This window comes from Sporomusaceae bacterium (assembly GCA_031460455.1).
In the GTDB taxonomy this organism is placed as follows: Bacteria; Bacillota; Negativicutes; order Sporomusales; family UBA7701; genus Anaeroselena.
Window position 1 is genome coordinate 174,411 of record JAVKTQ010000005.1, and the last position, 14,759, is coordinate 189,169.

General features: G+C 60.9%; 15 protein-coding genes. All 15 read left to right on the forward strand.

Annotated features, from left to right (window positions below; genetic code table 11):
- Positions 1–98 precede the first annotated feature (98 nt).
- Positions 99–2,414 carry an endopeptidase La gene (gene lon / locus RIN56_10180; protein ID MDR7867176.1) on the forward strand — a complete coding sequence of 772 codons (2,316 nt, stop codon included), beginning with the start codon at positions 99–101 and terminating at the stop codon, positions 2,412–2,414.
- Positions 2,411–3,043, forward strand: coding sequence for a ribosome biogenesis GTP-binding protein YihA/YsxC (yihA, locus tag RIN56_10185; protein ID MDR7867177.1), 633 nt, complete (start codon positions 2,411–2,413; stop codon positions 3,041–3,043). Before lon ends, yihA begins: the two co-directional genes overlap by 4 nt.
- A 54-nt stretch (positions 3,044–3,097) precedes the next feature.
- Positions 3,098–3,550, forward strand: coding sequence for an AsnC family transcriptional regulator (locus RIN56_10190; protein ID MDR7867178.1), 453 nt, complete (start codon positions 3,098–3,100; stop codon positions 3,548–3,550).
- A gap of 6 nt (positions 3,551–3,556) precedes the next feature.
- Entirely contained in the window at positions 3,557–4,036 is a 480-nt protein-coding gene (locus RIN56_10195; protein ID MDR7867179.1) for an AsnC family transcriptional regulator, read from the forward strand.
- The gene (locus tag RIN56_10200) at positions 4,033–4,932 is read left to right on the forward strand and encodes a phosphate butyryltransferase (protein MDR7867180.1); all 900 of its coding nucleotides are present in this window, start codon (positions 4,033–4,035) and stop codon (positions 4,930–4,932) included. Before RIN56_10195 ends, RIN56_10200 begins: the two co-directional genes overlap by 4 nt.
- A gap of 450 nt (positions 4,933–5,382) precedes the next feature.
- Positions 5,383–6,456: a transketolase C-terminal domain-containing protein gene (locus RIN56_10205; protein MDR7867181.1), complete on the forward strand. Its 1,074-nt coding sequence runs from the start codon at positions 5,383–5,385 to the stop codon at positions 6,454–6,456.
- A gap of 18 nt (positions 6,457–6,474) precedes the next feature.
- Positions 6,475–7,248, forward strand: a complete 774-nt coding sequence (locus tag RIN56_10210) for a thiamine pyrophosphate-dependent enzyme (protein ID MDR7867182.1) — start codon at positions 6,475–6,477, stop codon at positions 7,246–7,248.
- A gap of 1 nt (position 7,249) precedes the next feature.
- On the forward strand, positions 7,250–7,969 hold the full coding sequence (locus RIN56_10215; GenBank protein MDR7867183.1) for a 2-oxoacid:acceptor oxidoreductase family protein: 720 nt from the start codon (positions 7,250–7,252) through the stop codon (positions 7,967–7,969).
- A gap of 14 nt (positions 7,970–7,983) precedes the next feature.
- Entirely contained in the window at positions 7,984–8,232 is a 249-nt protein-coding gene (locus RIN56_10220; GenBank protein ID MDR7867184.1) for a 4Fe-4S dicluster domain-containing protein, read from the forward strand.
- Between the two features lie 76 nt (positions 8,233–8,308).
- Entirely contained in the window at positions 8,309–9,277 is a 969-nt protein-coding gene (locus RIN56_10225; GenBank protein ID MDR7867185.1) for a polyprenyl synthetase family protein, read from the forward strand.
- A gap of 14 nt (positions 9,278–9,291) precedes the next feature.
- Positions 9,292–10,074, forward strand: a complete 783-nt coding sequence (locus RIN56_10230) for a FadR/GntR family transcriptional regulator (GenBank protein ID MDR7867186.1) — start codon at positions 9,292–9,294, stop codon at positions 10,072–10,074.
- A gap of 353 nt (positions 10,075–10,427) precedes the next feature.
- Entirely contained in the window at positions 10,428–12,083 is a 1,656-nt protein-coding gene (locus RIN56_10235) for a lactate permease LctP family transporter (GenBank protein ID MDR7867187.1), read from the forward strand.
- A 97-nt stretch (positions 12,084–12,180) separates the two neighbouring features.
- A complete protein-coding gene (locus tag RIN56_10240; protein MDR7867188.1) occupies positions 12,181–13,560 on the forward strand; it encodes an FAD-linked oxidase C-terminal domain-containing protein in 1,380 nt (459 codons plus the stop codon).
- Positions 13,561–13,702: 142 nt separating this feature from the next.
- Positions 13,703–13,954, forward strand: coding sequence for a twin-arginine translocase TatA/TatE family subunit (gene tatA, locus RIN56_10245; GenBank protein ID MDR7867189.1), 252 nt, complete (start codon positions 13,703–13,705; stop codon positions 13,952–13,954).
- A gap of 9 nt (positions 13,955–13,963) precedes the next feature.
- Entirely contained in the window at positions 13,964–14,707 is a 744-nt protein-coding gene (gene tatC, locus RIN56_10250; protein MDR7867190.1) for a twin-arginine translocase subunit TatC, read from the forward strand.
- Positions 14,708–14,759: the final 52 nt, after the last annotated feature.

Here is a 14,759-nt window from a genome sequence, read left to right on the forward strand (position 1 = left end):
ATTTTTCATTGGAGGATTTTTCCCTACGGCCTGAGAATATTTATAAATAGCGACGTTGAAACTAACACTGCCATGCGAATCGGAAGGAGGCGAAACAATTGTCCAAACAGCTGAGAAAGATGCCGTTACTGCCGCTCCGGGGCATTCTCGTTTTTCCATATATGATTATTCACCTCGATGTCGGCCGCGAGAAGTCGATCGGCGCGCTGGAGGAGGCGATGGTTCACGACCGGCTGATAATGCTGGCCAGCCAGCGCGACGCTCAGAACGATAAGCCGCTGCCGGAGGACATATTCAGTGTCGGCACGGTGGCCGAGATCAAGCAGCTGCTTAAACTGCCTGGCGGCACTATCCGCGTGCTGGTGGAGGGGCTTCACCGGGCGGAGATCGTCCGCTACGCCGAGCTTGAGCCGTTTTACATGGCGGAGATCCGCGAATACGACGAGGCCGAGCCCAAGACGCCGGAGGTGGAGGCGCTCACCCGCACGGCGATCAGCCAGTTCGAGCAGTGGGTGAAGCTGAGCAAGAAGATTCCGCCGGAGACGCTGGTGTCGGTGGTGATGGTTGAGGAGCCGGGACGGCTGACCGACCTTATCGCCAGCCACCTTGCGCTGAAGATCGAGGATAAGCAGGTGCTGCTGGACGCCGTGGATGTGAAGGAGCGGCTGGAGAGGCTGTGCGATATCCTCGGCCGCGAGATGGAAATCCTCGAGCTGGAGAAAAAGATCAACGTCCGTGTCCGCAAGCAGATGGAGAAGACCCAGAAGGAGTACTACCTGCGCGAGCAGCTCAAGGCGATCCAGAAGGAGCTGGGCGACAAGGACGACCGGATGGCCGAGGCGGACGAGTACCGCCAGCGGATGAAGGAGCAGGAGCTGCCCAAAGAGGTTGCGGAGAAGATAACGAAGGAGATCGAGCGGCTGGAGAAGATGCCGCCGATGGTGGCCGAGAGCGCCGTCATCCGCACGTATCTCGACTGGCTGCTGGCGCTGCCGTGGGCTAAGGAGACGACCGACCGCCTCGATATCGGCATCGCCGAGAAGATTCTCGACGAGGACCACTACGGTCTGGAGAAGGTCAAGGAACGCATCCTCGAATATTTGTCGATCCGCAAACTGACCGAGAAGATGAAAGGGCCCATCCTTTGCCTAGTGGGGCCGCCCGGTGTCGGCAAGACGTCGCTGGCCCGTTCGATCGCCCGTGCGATGGAGCGCAAGTTCGTGCGCGTGTCGCTGGGCGGCGTGCGCGACGAGGCCGAGGTCCGCGGCCACCGGCGCACGTATGTGGGGGCGCTGCCGGGGCGGGTTATCCAGGGGATGCGCACCGCGGGCTCGAAGAACCCCGTTTTCCTGCTGGACGAGATCGACAAGATGAGCTCGGATTTCCGCGGCGACCCGTCGGCCGCTCTGCTGGAGGTCCTCGACCCGGAACAGAACAACACGTTCAGCGATCACTATGTCGAGGTGCCGTTCGATCTGTCGCGGGTGCTGTGGGTGGTGACGGCCAATGTGATGCACAATATCCCCCGGCCGCTTTTAGACCGCATGGAGACGATCACCATCGCCGGCTATACCGAGGAGGAGAAGGTCCAGATCGCTGTCCGCTACCTGATACCCAAGCAGGTCCGCGACCACGGCCTGACAGATAAGCAGATTATTTTCTCCGAGGGCACCATTCAGAAGGTCATCCGCGATTATACCCGCGAGGCCGGGGTGCGCAATCTCGAACGCAATATCGCCAATCTGTGCCGCAAGGCGGCCCGCCAGATAGTGCAGGAGAAACGGACGGTGGTGAAGATCACCGCCCAGAATCTGCACACATTCCTGGGGGCCCCCAAGTACCGCCACAACAAGACGGAGCGCAACCTCCAGGTGGGGGTGGCCACTGGCCTGGCCTGGACCGAGGTGGGCGGCGACGTGCTGGCGGTCGAGGTTTCGACGATGAAGGGCAAGGGCAAGTTGACCCTCACCGGCCAGCTCGGCGGCGTTATGCAGGAGTCGGCCCAGGCGGGCTTCAGCTATATCCGCAGCCGTGCCGAGGAACTTGGTATCGAACCCGGTTTCTACGAGAAGACGGATATCCATATCCACCTGCCGGAGGGAGCCATTCCCAAGGACGGCCCGTCGGCCGGCATCACGATGGCGACGGCGATCGCCTCCGCCCTGACCGGCCGGCCGGTGAAGAACGATATCGCCATGACGGGCGAGATCACGCTGCGCGGCCGCGTTTTGCCTGTAGGCGGCATCAAGGAGAAGGTGTTGGCCGCCCACAGGGTGGGCATACGGAAAATCGTCCTCCCCAAGGAGAACAAGCGCGATATGGATGATATTCCGGTGAATGTGAAGCGCAGTCTGGAGTTCGTCCTGGTGGAGCAAATGGACGAGGTGCTCGAGGCCGCGCTGGCGGACAAATGAGCACGACGGCGGCGACGCCGAATGTTGTGGGCGCCCGCTACCTGGCGTCCGCCGTGCGGGCCGACCAGTACCCGGAGGGGGACTTTGCCGAGGTGGCTTTTATCGGCCGCTCGAATGTGGGCAAGTCGTCGCTGATCAATTCCCTCTGCCGCCACGGCGGCCTCGCCCGGATCAGCGCCACTCCCGGCAAGACGCAGACGATCAATTTTTATTCCGTGGCCCTCAAGTACAGCGAGGAGGAGCGGCGCCAGTTCCTGCTGGTCGACCTGCCGGGCTACGGCTACGCCCGCACCGGCCGGGCGACGCGCCGCCAGTGGACGAAGTTCATCGACGAGTTTCTGGCCGCGTCGCCGCGGCTGAGGCTGGTCTGCCAACTGGTCGACAGCCGCCACCCGCCGATGGACAGCGACAAGGACGCTTACCGGCGGCTGGCCGAGCTCGGCCGGCCGGTGCAGGTGGTGGCTACCAAGACGGACAAGCTTTCCCGCCAGGCGGCGAAGAAGAATGTGGCTGTTATCCGCGCCGGCCTGGCGCTGCCGGAAGGCGCGAATGTCATCGCCTACTCGGCGACGGACGGAACGGGGCGGAGCGAGCTCCTTGACGTAATCAGCCAGATTTTGCTAAAATGAATGCATACGGGGGCAGTCTGACCAGTCTGCCCCTTGTTAATTTCGGGAGGCGCCATGCTTAACGACTTCGACAAGCAACTGCTGAATATCATCCAGAGCGATATTCCGCTGGTTTCCCGTCCGTTCGCGGTCCTGGCCGAGCGCCTCGGCGCCGACGAGGCGACGGTTATCGAACGCCTGCGGTTCCTGCGGGAAAACGGTTTTATCCGCCGCATCGGCCCGTTTTTCGACTCGGCCCGGCTGGGTTATGTGAGCACGCTGGTGGCGCTGGCGGTCGAGCCGGACGATTTGCCGGCGGTGGCCGCGGCGGTGAACGCCTATCCCGGCGTGACCCATAACTACGAGCGCGAGGGGGCCTATAATCTGTGGTTCGCGCTTCTCAGCCCGAATATGGCCGCTCAGGAGCGGGTGCTGGCCGCCGTCGGCGGTCTGCCGGGCATAAAGCGGCTGCTTAATCTGCCGGCGACGAAGAAATTCAAGGTTAATGTGCGTTTTACGCTGGAGTAGGTGAGGATGCTGGACGAACTTGACAGGAAGATTATCGCCGCGCTGCAGGACGATCTGCCGCTGGTGCCTGAGCCGTACAAGGCGGTGGCCGAGCGGCTGGGCATCGGCGAAGAGGAGCTGCTGGCAAGGCTCGCGGGCTACCGGGCGAGAGGCGAGATGCGGCGGATGGGGGCGGTGCTGAGGCACCGCGAGATCGGTTATGCCGCCAACGCGCTGTGCGCCTGGCAGGTGCCGGCGGGCAGGCTCGAGGCGGCGGCGGCGGCGATGACCGCCAGCGCGGCGGTGACGCATTGCTACGCCCGCGTGCCGCGGGACGGCTGGCCCTATAATTTTTATATCATGCTTCACGGCCATACCCGCGAGGAATGCTCCCGGATGGCGGCCGCGCTGGCGGCCGAACTCGGTCTGGGCGATTTTGTCATGCTTTTCTCCACCAAGGAGTGGAAGAAGACGAGTATGCGCTATTTCGGGGAGGGAGATATATGATCAGGGGGTTCGACGAACTGCTGGCGGCGGCCCGCGGCTTGCCGCCCCGCCGGGTGGCGGTGGCGGCGGCGCACGACGAGGCGGTGCTGGAGGCGGTGCGCGATGCGCGGGCGCGGGGGATCGCCGAGTTCGTACTGATCGGCGATCAGGCCAAGCTGAAGTCCCTGGCGGGTTCCACGGGGGTGAACCTCGCCGATGTGGAGGTAATCCACGAGCCCGACGTCCGCCAGGCGGCGCGGCGGGCGGCGGCGATGGCGGGCAGCGGCCAGGCCGATATGCTGATGAAGGGGCTTATCGGCACAGGCGATTTCCTGCGCGCTCTGCTTGATAAGGAGCTAGGCCTGCGCACCGGCTCGCTCCTCAGCCATGTGTTCGTCATCGAACTCGCCGGCTGGGACAGACTGCTGTTTGTGACCGACGCGGCGATGAATGTCAGCCCGACGCTGGCCGACAAGGCGGCTATCATCGGCAACGCCGTCACCCTGGCGGGAGCCTTGGGGGTCGACCCGGTGAGGGTGGCCGTGCTGGCGGCGGTGGAGACGGTGGACGCCGGCATGCCGGCGACGCTGGAGGCGGCCGCGCTGGCGAAAATGGCCGAGCGGGGCCAGATTAAAGGGGCGATCGTCGACGGTCCGTTGGCGCTCGACAACGCGATCAGCGAAGAGGCGGCCCGCCACAAGGGAATCGTGAGCCAGGTGGCCGGCAGGGCCGATATTCTGATGGTGCCCGACATCGAGGCCGGCAACATGCTCGGCAAGTCGATGGTCTATTTCGCCCGCGCCCGCATCGCCGGGCTGGTGATGGGCGCCGCCAAGCCGGTTATCGTGACTTCGCGGGCCGACAGCGCCGAATCGAAGATGCTGTCGATCGCTCTGGGGGCCGTTACGGCGAAGTGAAATAAGTAACTTTGCATTTTTATCCAGCGGCAGGAGGAATTTGCCCGCGGTGATAGAATACGTGTATGTAAAAATACTGGTCAGACCACCTGTCCGCTGAAAAATTCAGCTGCCGCGGGGGTGGCGCTGCCAAGGACGTATTTAAGGCCCGGTGTTGGTAAAAACTAACGAATGATTATGAAGGTTCGGGATTCCCGCCTTTGTATACGGAGCGGCTGGTTTAACCGCGCTATTGCCCCGGAGGAAAGGTCGCAGTTCTGATCGCAGCCCGCGTGACGGACTGCGCTCTTGCGCCTGTTATCCGCTTGACGGCGGGCCGGGGAACACGGCGGCCCGCGGCGCGTCGCCGGCCCGAGAGAGGGCGCACGGCAGGGTGTGGCGAAACGCGGCGGGACAGGCAGGTTATTTCAGCGTCCGGAGGTCATATTATTTTCAGGAGGTGGCTGTTTTATGGCCGAAGTTTCTCTGCAAGGTGAACAGAGAGTATTCATGACAGGCAACGAGGTTGTTGCCTGGGCTGCCGTGGCAGCGAAGGTCGATATCATGTACGGGTACCCGATCACCCCCCAGAACGAGATTATGCATTACTGGACGAGGCTGGCGCCCAAATACGGCAAGCGCTTTCTCCAGACAGAGGACGAGATTTCCGCCGGCTTCACGATGCTCGGCGGCGTCATGACCGGCCGCAAAGCGTTCACCGCGACCGCCGGACCGGGCAATGTGCTGATGCAGGAATCCTGTGTGATGGCCGAAATGATGCGCCTGCCGGCGGTGTACGTGATCCAGCAGCGGGGCGGCCCGTCGACGGCTACCGTAATCTACGCCCAGCAGGAGACGACGCTCACCTGTTTCGGCGGCAACGGCGAAGGCCACCGCATCGTTTATTCGACGGCGACTCACCAGGAGCTGTTCGATTATACGATCAAGGCGTTCAACGCCGCCTGGACATACCGTTTCCCCTCCTTTGTGCTCGGCGACGGCTACCAGGCCAAGATGCGCGAGCCGTTGACCATTTACGAGGCCGCGGCCAAGGGCGTGAAACTTGTCCCGACCGAGCCGATGGTCGGCGAGGTCAAACCCGGCAAACAGTTCAAGCACCTCCGCAACACTTACAATACCGAGGAGGAGCTTTACGAGGTCGTTATGGCCAACCAGCGCGACTGGGACGCCATGGCCCCCAAGGTGGTCGAGTGGTCTGAAAAGGACTGCCAGGACGCCGACGTGGTGTTCGTGTGCCACGGCGTCGTCGCCCGCGCCGCCATCGGCGCCGTCGACGAGCTGAGGGCCCAGGGCAAAAAGGTCGGTCTCTTCCGCCCCATTACTGTTCGTCCCTTCCCGGAAAAACAGCTCGCCGACGCGGTCAAGAACGCCAAGAAGGTGGTTGTGGCCGAGTCCGCTTATGGCCAGCTTCTTAAGATGGTGCAGGTCGCGATGTGCGGCGGCAAGGCCGAGATCGTCCCGATGCTCCGTCCGGGGATCGGCATCACCACCGAAGAACTCGTGGAAGAATACAACAAACTGTGATGGCAGGGGGAAGATAGCATGCAAGAGTTGAAAGAGAACAACGTTCTTCAGCCGGCTATGCCCAAGAGCTGGAATGAAGAGACAAAACCGCATAAATTCTGTCCCGGCTGCGGCCACGGGATTATTCTCAAGGCGGTGGGCGAGGTCATCGATGAGCTGGGCATCCAGGATAAGATCGTTTTCGGCTGCGATATCGGCTGTTCGCTCCTGTCGTGGGATTTCTTCGCCTGCGACAGCGTGCAGACCCACCACGGCCGCACGACGCCGGTTATCACCGGCATGAAGCGCGCCAACACCGATATAATCGGCATTGCTTATATGGGCGACGGCGGCGGCTATGCCATCGGCTCGCAGCATCTTTTCAACGCCGCGGTGCGGGGCGAGAAGATCACGATAATCCTGTGCAACAACTGCAACTATGGGATGACCGGCGGCCAGATGGCGCCGACAACCCTGCCTGGCATGAAGACTGAGACGTCGCCTTACGGCCGCGATGTCGAGCAGACGGGTTACCCGACCAAGGGTCCGGAAATGGTGGCTGCCGTGGCTCCCGAGGGCGCGTATGTCGCCCGCGGCACGATCGCCAACGTCCGCCAGTTGAAAGGTTTCATCAAGAAGGCCCTGGAGAATCAGATGGCCGGCAACGGCATTTCGTTCGTGGAATGCCTGTCGTCCTGCCCGACGAACTGGCGCACCAACGCCAAACAGACCTGGGAGTTCGTGGAGAAGGATATGGCCCAGTACTTCAAGGTCGGCGAACTCAGGACCCCGCAGGCGAAGGAGGGCAAATAAGATGGCAAAAGTCGTGAAAATAGCCCTGGCCGGTGAAGGCGGGCAAGGCGTTCAGTCGATTGCCGAGATTTTGGCCGAGGCGGCCAACGAGGAAGGCAAAAACGCCCTGTATATCCCCAACTTCGGCGTCGAGCAGCGGGGCGGCGTTTCGATCGCTTTCGTGCAGATTTCCGACGGCGCGATCGGCGCGCCCAAGTTCGTGGAGGCGGATATCCTTATCCCGCTCAGCCCGCGTGCGGTAAAAAGGACCAAGATGCACGCCGGCAAAAACACGGTGTATATCTACGATAATTCTCTCGTTCAGGAAGCCGAGGTCAACGACAATATCGTCGGCATGCAGTATTTCGACGTGACCCCGCCCTGCCCGACGGCGGACGCGGCCAACGCCGATATGCAGCAGGATATGATCGCCGGCGAGCCCAAGACCTGTTCGTTTACCAGACCCGGCCCCGGCGTCGATCCCGCCGATCTCCCGACCAACGTCAAGAAGGTCATTGCCTGCCCCGCCAACGATCTGGCCAAGAACGAGCTGCATCCGCGGGTTTTCAACATCATCATCCTCGGCGCGATTATCGCCGCCACGGAAGTGTTGCCCATGGACAGCATCAAGAAGGCGCTGGAAACCAAGCTCGGCGATAAGTTCAAGGCCGATCCCAAGCTGCGCGATATGAACTTCAAGGCGCTCGACCGCGGCTACGAACTCATCAAGAGCGCGATGTAAGGAGGGGTACGAAAGTGGCAAAAGTTAACTGGGAGTCGGCTGTTCTTGAAAGCAACAAGGGTATGTGGGCGGTCTTCGCCGGGCTGTGTAAGGGCTGCGGCCTGTGCATCGAGAAGTGCCCGGTGAAGTGCATAAGCTGGTCCGAGGGGCTCGGTGTGTACGGCACGCCCCGCGTCGAGGCCGACATGGAAAAATGCATCGTCTGCGGCATCTGCCAGACGGTTTGCCCCGACTGCGCTATCCGGGTCGAAAAGAAGAAATAATTGCCGCCTATGGACTGACCGGGGAAGGATAGTGTATTATAGAAGCAGATTTTGAGGTTGGTCAGGAGAATCGACGGTGAAACAACACGCCCTTTTTGAACTGGCACAGACCGAACTAGCAGCTGTAGAACAGGAACTGGCTTCTATAATCCGGTCCAGGGTCGATCTAGTAACCGATATCGGCAGCCATTTGCTCAGGGCGGGCGGCAAACGCCTGCGGCCCGCCCTGTATATCCTCTGCGCCAAGTGCGGCCGTCAGGATCCCTCGGGGATCGTGCCTGTAGCCGCCGCCATCGAGCTTATCCACATGGCGACGCTGGTACACGACGATGTCATCGATAATGCTGCGACGCGAAGGGGACTGGCGACAGCCAACGCCCGCTGGGGCAACCACATAACCGTGCTGGCGGGAGATTATCTTTTCGCCAAGGCATTTTCCCTCATTTCCGCCCATGGCGGCAGTCGCGCCCTCCAGATACTTACGGAGACGATTTGCTCGATCTGCGAGGGGGAGATCAGCCAGGCCCGCGATCTGTTCAACCCCCGGCAATCGATGGAGGATTACCTTACCCGTATCGACAATAAAACGGCCGGCTTTATCGCCGCCAGCTGCGAGCTCGGCGCCCTCACCGCCGGCCTGCCGCCCGCAGAGGTCGAAGCCCTGCGGTATTACGGTTACGCCATCGGGATGGCTTTTCAGATTACTGACGACCTTCTCGATGTTACCGCTTCGTCGGAACAGATCGGTAAACCGGCGGGGAACGATCTCCGCCAGGGTGTCTTGACACTGCCTATAATATATGCCCTGCAGAATAGCCCCCAAGCAGGGGAGCTGCGCCAGATAATCGAAGCCCGCGACATGACGGACGCGCTCGTGCAAAAGGGTATCGCCGTCGTTCATACGACCGACGCCGTGGAATACTGCTACCGCCAGGTGAGCGATTATCTGGCGACCGCGCGCCGCGTGCTGCCGGCATCGCTGCCGGCGGAGGTGCGGAAATCGCTGTGGAATATAGCGGATTTCGTAGGGCTCCGCAAATACTAGCGCACGGAGGAAGCATGTTTAGGCCGGTTAAGACGAAGAAAGTCTACGAGGAGATCATCGGTCAGATCAAGAAACTGATCGTCGACGGCAAACTCCAGCCGGGCGATAAGCTGCTGTCGGAGCGCGAACTGTCGGAGAAGCTCAATGTGAGCAGGGCGTCGGTGCGCGAAGCGTTCAGCGCTCTTGAGATGATGGGCATCATCGCCATCCGTCCGGGCGAAGGCAGTTTCGTCCGCCAGGTGTCCTTCGAGGGGATGCTTGAGCCGCTTTCCTTCATCCTGCAGATGGAGATCGACGACATCATGCAGCTCCTTGAGGTGCGCAAGATCCTCGAGGTGGAGACGGCCGCCCTTGCGGCCCTGAGGGCCACGCACGAGGATCTGGAGGATATCCACCGCTCGATCCTCGGCATGAAGGAAGAACTCCGGCGCGGCGAAGTCGGCGACACCGCCGACGCGAGCTTCCATTTCGCGATCGCCAAGGCCGCGAATAACCCGATTCTCATCAAGGTCATGAATACCATCTCCGACCTTATGAACAAGTCTTTCCGCTCGTCGCGGCAGAAGCTTTTCCTGATCGAGAATATGCCGGCGGTGCTTTATAACGCTCATTTCGAAATCTACGAGGCGATCTCCGACCATAATCCCAGCCTGGCCCGCCTGCGGATGCGCGAGCACCTGACGATGGTGGAGGATGCCATGCGCGAGCTGCGCGACGGCGGCATCACTTCGCTGAAAAATTTCCGCGATATTCCTTCGGAACACAAGATAAGAAAAGATTTCGGCTTCCCTTCATAACCCCGCAGTTGGTGAAGAAAGAAGCCTTTTTCTTGGGGCCGACTTTTCAGAATAATGGGAATGTTACAAGATTCACATATCCGCAAGGACGCCCGAATGGGCATAATGAGAGATTATAACGATATATCAATTAGCTATAAGGGGTTTGGCGCGCGGTTGTCGAATATTCCGACGGTGAACCGCGGTCCGCTTTCAGAATTATGCAATATTCCCGATTTATTTTCCAAGGGTTGCCGGCCGATTACCCATTATTGGCCTGACCAATAGACCGTTTGAGGGGAGTGATGCGCAAGATAAGTGGGAGGGGAACTTGTCGGGTAATGTAGATTAAAAAAATGTAAGGGGTGTATGCGATGAAATGGACTCAAATTTATGATCCGCTGGGTAATATCGGTCTTTCGGCGCTTATTGCGGCCATTCCGCTCTTTATCCTTCTGTACATGCTGGGCGTAAGGCGGGCGAAGGGCCATCACGCTGCTTTCGTGGGCGTTGCTTCAGCGGTTGTTATCGCCATCGCCGTATGGGGTATGCCGGTCGGTCTCGCGCTCAATTCTACCTTCCTCGGCGCCCTGTTCGGCATCTTCCCGATCGTCTGGATCGTTGTCACCGCTATTTGGGTGTATAACATGACGGTCGAATCGGGCGAGTTCGAGATTATCAAAAATTCGCTGGCCTCGATCACCGAGGACCGACGCCTGCAGGCGCTGTTCATCGCCTTCGCGTTCGGTTCGTTCATCGAGGGCACGGCCGGTTTCGGCACGCCGGTGGCTATCACCGCCGCCATGCTGGTGGGCCTGGGCTTCAACCCCGTATATGCCGCCGGTATCTGCCTGATCGCCAACACCGCCCCGGTCGCTTTCGGCGCCATCGGTATTCCCATCGTGGTCGCCGCCCAGGTAACCGGCCTCGATATGATGCATATCTCGCAGATCGTCGGCCGCCAGCTGCCCTTCCTGTCGATCATCGTGCCGCTGTGGCTGGTTGTCACCATGTGCGGCTGGAAACGCTCGATGGAAGTGCTGCCCGCCGTGCTTGTCGCCGGTATTTGTTTCGCCGCGACCCAGTTCTTCACCGCTAACTTCGTCAATCCCTATCTGCCCGATATCACGTCGGCCGTCGTTACCATCGCCGGCCTGGGCCTGTTCCTCAAGGTGTGGAAGCCGGACAACATCTGGCACTTCCCGGATGAGAAACCCGCCGCCACCGGCAAAGTCCAACTGAAGTACTCGGCCGGCGAAGTCGTCCGCGCCTGGGGCCCGTACCTGATTCTGGCCGTTCTCGTCTTCCTGTGGGCCGACGACAAGTTCATCGGCTTCAAGAAGGTCCTGCTCGGTTGGGAGAAAGGCCTCGGCCTGCTGCCCTTCGCCTGGCCCGGTCTGAATAACATGGTAATCAAGGCCGCCCCCGTGGTGGCAAAGGCCACCCCGTACGGCGCGGCCTACGGCATCAACTTCCTGTCCGCCGCCGGCTCCGCCATCCTGCTGTCCGGCATCCTGTCGGTGCTGATCATTCCCAACTACGGCTTCGGCCGCGCGATCAACTGCTTCGGCCGCACCATCAAGCAGTTGATGTACCCGATCGGCACCATCGCCATGATCCTCGGCCTCGCCTATATCATGAACTACTCGGGCATGAGCTCGACCCTCGGCCTAGCCTTCACCGCCACCGGCAAGGCGTTCCCGTTCTTCGCCCCGATTCTCGGCTGGCTGGGCGTGTTCCTGACCGGTTCCGACACCTCCTCGAACGCCCTGTTCGGTTCGATGCAGAAGACGGCTGCCGAGCAGATCGGCGTCGATCCCAACCTCACCGTCGCGGCCAACTCGTCCGGCGGCGTGTGCGGCAAGATGATCTCCCCGCAGTCAATCTCGGTTGCGACCGCCGCTACCGGCCTGGTCGGCGAAGAGGGCACGATTTTCCGCTTCACGCTGGCCCACAGTGTCGCGATGGTTCTCTTCATGGGCGTTCTCACGTATCTCCAGGCTTACGCGCTGCGCTTCATGCTGCCGTAGCGTAAACGAGCGGAAATAGGTGGCGGGTTTTGACGCCCGCCACCCCTTTCCCCCGAATTAACTCCCGTCAGACAATGCGCGGAGGAGAGAATTGACAATGAACGCAAACAATATTCAGGAGCTGAAGGCGATCGTCGGCCCCCAGTGGGTGGCGACGGAGAAGGAAGACCTGATCTGCTACGGTTATGACGCCACCCCCGGCTTTTTCAACCTGCCGGAGGCGGTGGTGCAGCCGGGCAACAAGGAAGAAGTGGCCGCTATCCTCAAGCTTGCCAACCGGGAGAAGTTCCCGGTCTATACCCGCGGCGCGGGAACAAACCTGAGCGCCGGGTCGGTGCCAGCCCAGGGGGGCGTGGTGCTTTCGACTGCCCGCATGAACAAGATTCTTTCCGTCGACCCCGAAAACTGGACGGCGGTGGTTGAGCCCGGGGTTATCGTGTCCGAGCTGAACGCTGCCGTAGAAAAATACGGTCTTATCTACCCGCCCGATCCGGGAACGGTAACCACCGCCAGCATCGGCGGTACGGTGGCCGAGAACTCCGGCGGCCTGCGGGGTCTCAAGTACGGCGTTACCAAGCACTACGTGACCGGCGTCGAGGTGGCGCTGGCCGACGGCTCGGTCGTCGAATACGGCGGCGGCAACGTGAAGGCGCCCGGTTACGATATGGTGATGCTGTTCACCGGGTCGGAGGGGACGCTGGGGGTGCTGACGAAGATCACAGTGCGGCTCGTGCCCGCGCCCGCCAGCCGCCGCAGCATGATCGCCACTTTTGCCGATCTTAACGGCGCCGGCAAGTCGATCGCCGATATAATCAGCCACAAGATCATCCCGGCGACGCTGGAGATCATGGACAATTACACCATCCGCACGGTGGAGAGTTTTGCGAAGCTGGGGCTGCCGGTGGAGGCCGAGGCGATCATCCTGGCCGAGGTCGACGGCGACGCCGATACGGTCGAGGCGGACGCCGCCAAGATGGAGAAGATCCTGCGCGACAACGGCGGCGAGGTCCGCGTGGCGAAGAGCGCCCAGGAGCGCGACCAGATATGGGCGGCAAGACGGGCGGCGCTGCCGTCGCTGGCCAAGCTCAGGCCGTCGACTTTCTGCGAGGACGCCACCGTACCCCGCGACAAGGTGCCCGATATGGTGCGGATCGTGACCGAGATCGCCGCCCGCAACAAGGTGGAGATCGGCACGTTCGGCCACGCCGGCGACGGCAACCTCCACCCCACCATCGTGACCGATCTGCGCGACGCGGCGGAGATGGAGCGGGTGTACACCGCCATGGACGAGATTTTCAAGACCGCGCTGAAGCTCGGCGGCACGCTGTCGGGCGAGCACGGCATTGGATTGGGAAAACTGAAGTATATGCCCGACCAGTTCGGCGCCGAGGGCATGGCGGTGATGCGGGGCATCAAGCAGGCTCTCGACCCCAACAACATCCTCAATCCGGGGAAACTGGTGGGCGAGGCCCACTAAAAAATCACAGGCGGTGCGCGGCCTTCGCCGGATGCGCACCGCCTGTCTTTTGCGGGGGCGCGGGTGGCACAATCACGGCCTGTACTTTTGTCGCGCGGTTCAGTATAATTATAGTTAAAGTAGTTTAAGGGGATGTGGTGCTGTGTTCAACTTGGGCATGCCGGAACTGGCCCTGATTCTTGTTATCGCTCTCATCGTTTTCGGACCTGGTAAGTTGCCCGAGGTGGGCAAGGCGCTGGGCAAGGGTTTGGGCGAATTCCGCCGGGCGATGTCTGGCGAAGGCGCCGCGAAGGAGGAACCGATTACCATCGAGGCCAAGCCGGTTGAGAAGAAGCCGGAAGAGAAACCGGAAGAGAAACCCGCCGACACCAAGAAACAGGACGAGACGAAGTGAGGATAACCAATGTCTGATACGCCCCGGGAAATTGAAAGCGAACAGGGGGAGCAGGTCCCCAGCAGCGAGATGTCGCTAGTCGACCATCTGCAGGAACTGAGGAAGCGGCTGATCGTTTGCGTCGTTGTCGTGCTGGCAGCCAGCACCGCCTGTTATTTTTTTGCCGTCGAGCTTGTGCATATCATCACCGCCCCGGCCGGCAAGTTATACTATATGAATCCGGCGGAGGCCTTCTTCACTTATCTGAAGGTGTCCTTCTTCGCCGGTTTTCTGGTGTCCCTGCCGGTGGTCTTTTATCAGCTGTGGGCATTTGTGGTGCCGGCCCTGACAAAGCAGGAGCGGACAGCCTCGCTGTATCTCGTTCCCGCGTCGCTGGTGCTGTTTTTTGCCGGCCTGGCCTTTTCTTATTTCCTCGTGCTGCCGGCGGCCATCGGGTTCTTTATCGGTTTCGCCACCGAAGATTTGCAGCCGATGTTTTCCATCGGCCAGTATCTGTCGTTCGTGATTTCTTTCATGCTGCCTTTCGGCTTCGTGTTCGAGCTGCCGCTGTTTATCATCGTGGCCGCCAAGCTGGGCGTCATCGGTTCGGGCTTCCTGGTGGCCAAGCGGAAGATGGTCGTCGTGCTGTCGTTCGTGGTGGGCGCGGTCGTTTCGCCGACTCCGGATGTTTTTTCGCAGACGATGATCGCGGTGCCGCTGATGGTTTTGTACGAGATCAGTATTATTATCGTTAAGCATGTGCTGCGGAAGTAGGCGGCGGTACTTGGGCGGCCGTTGATAAGTGCCCATCTGCGGCGGTAGGTCT

Excerpts from the sequence above, each read along its gene's own strand:
- yihA (MDR7867177.1), top strand. The coding sequence starts at position 2,411 with ATGAGCACGACGGCGGCGACGCCGAATGTTGTGGGCGCCCGCTACCTG.
- RIN56_10190 (MDR7867178.1), top strand. The coding sequence starts at position 3,098 with ATGCTTAACGACTTCGACAAGCAACTGCTGAATATCATCCAGAGCGAT.
- RIN56_10195 (MDR7867179.1), top strand. The coding sequence starts at position 3,557 with ATGCTGGACGAACTTGACAGGAAGATTATCGCCGCGCTGCAGGACGAT.
- RIN56_10200 (MDR7867180.1), top strand. The coding sequence starts at position 4,033 with ATGATCAGGGGGTTCGACGAACTGCTGGCGGCGGCCCGCGGCTTGCCG.
- RIN56_10205 (MDR7867181.1), top strand. The coding sequence starts at position 5,383 with ATGGCCGAAGTTTCTCTGCAAGGTGAACAGAGAGTATTCATGACAGGC.
- RIN56_10210 (MDR7867182.1), top strand. The coding sequence starts at position 6,475 with ATGCAAGAGTTGAAAGAGAACAACGTTCTTCAGCCGGCTATGCCCAAG.
- RIN56_10215 (MDR7867183.1), top strand. The coding sequence starts at position 7,250 with ATGGCAAAAGTCGTGAAAATAGCCCTGGCCGGTGAAGGCGGGCAAGGC.
- RIN56_10230 (MDR7867186.1), top strand. The coding sequence starts at position 9,292 with ATGTTTAGGCCGGTTAAGACGAAGAAAGTCTACGAGGAGATCATCGGT.
- RIN56_10235 (MDR7867187.1), top strand. The coding sequence starts at position 10,428 with ATGAAATGGACTCAAATTTATGATCCGCTGGGTAATATCGGTCTTTCG.
- RIN56_10240 (MDR7867188.1), top strand. The coding sequence starts at position 12,181 with ATGAACGCAAACAATATTCAGGAGCTGAAGGCGATCGTCGGCCCCCAG.
- tatC (MDR7867190.1), top strand. The coding sequence starts at position 13,964 with ATGTCTGATACGCCCCGGGAAATTGAAAGCGAACAGGGGGAGCAGGTC.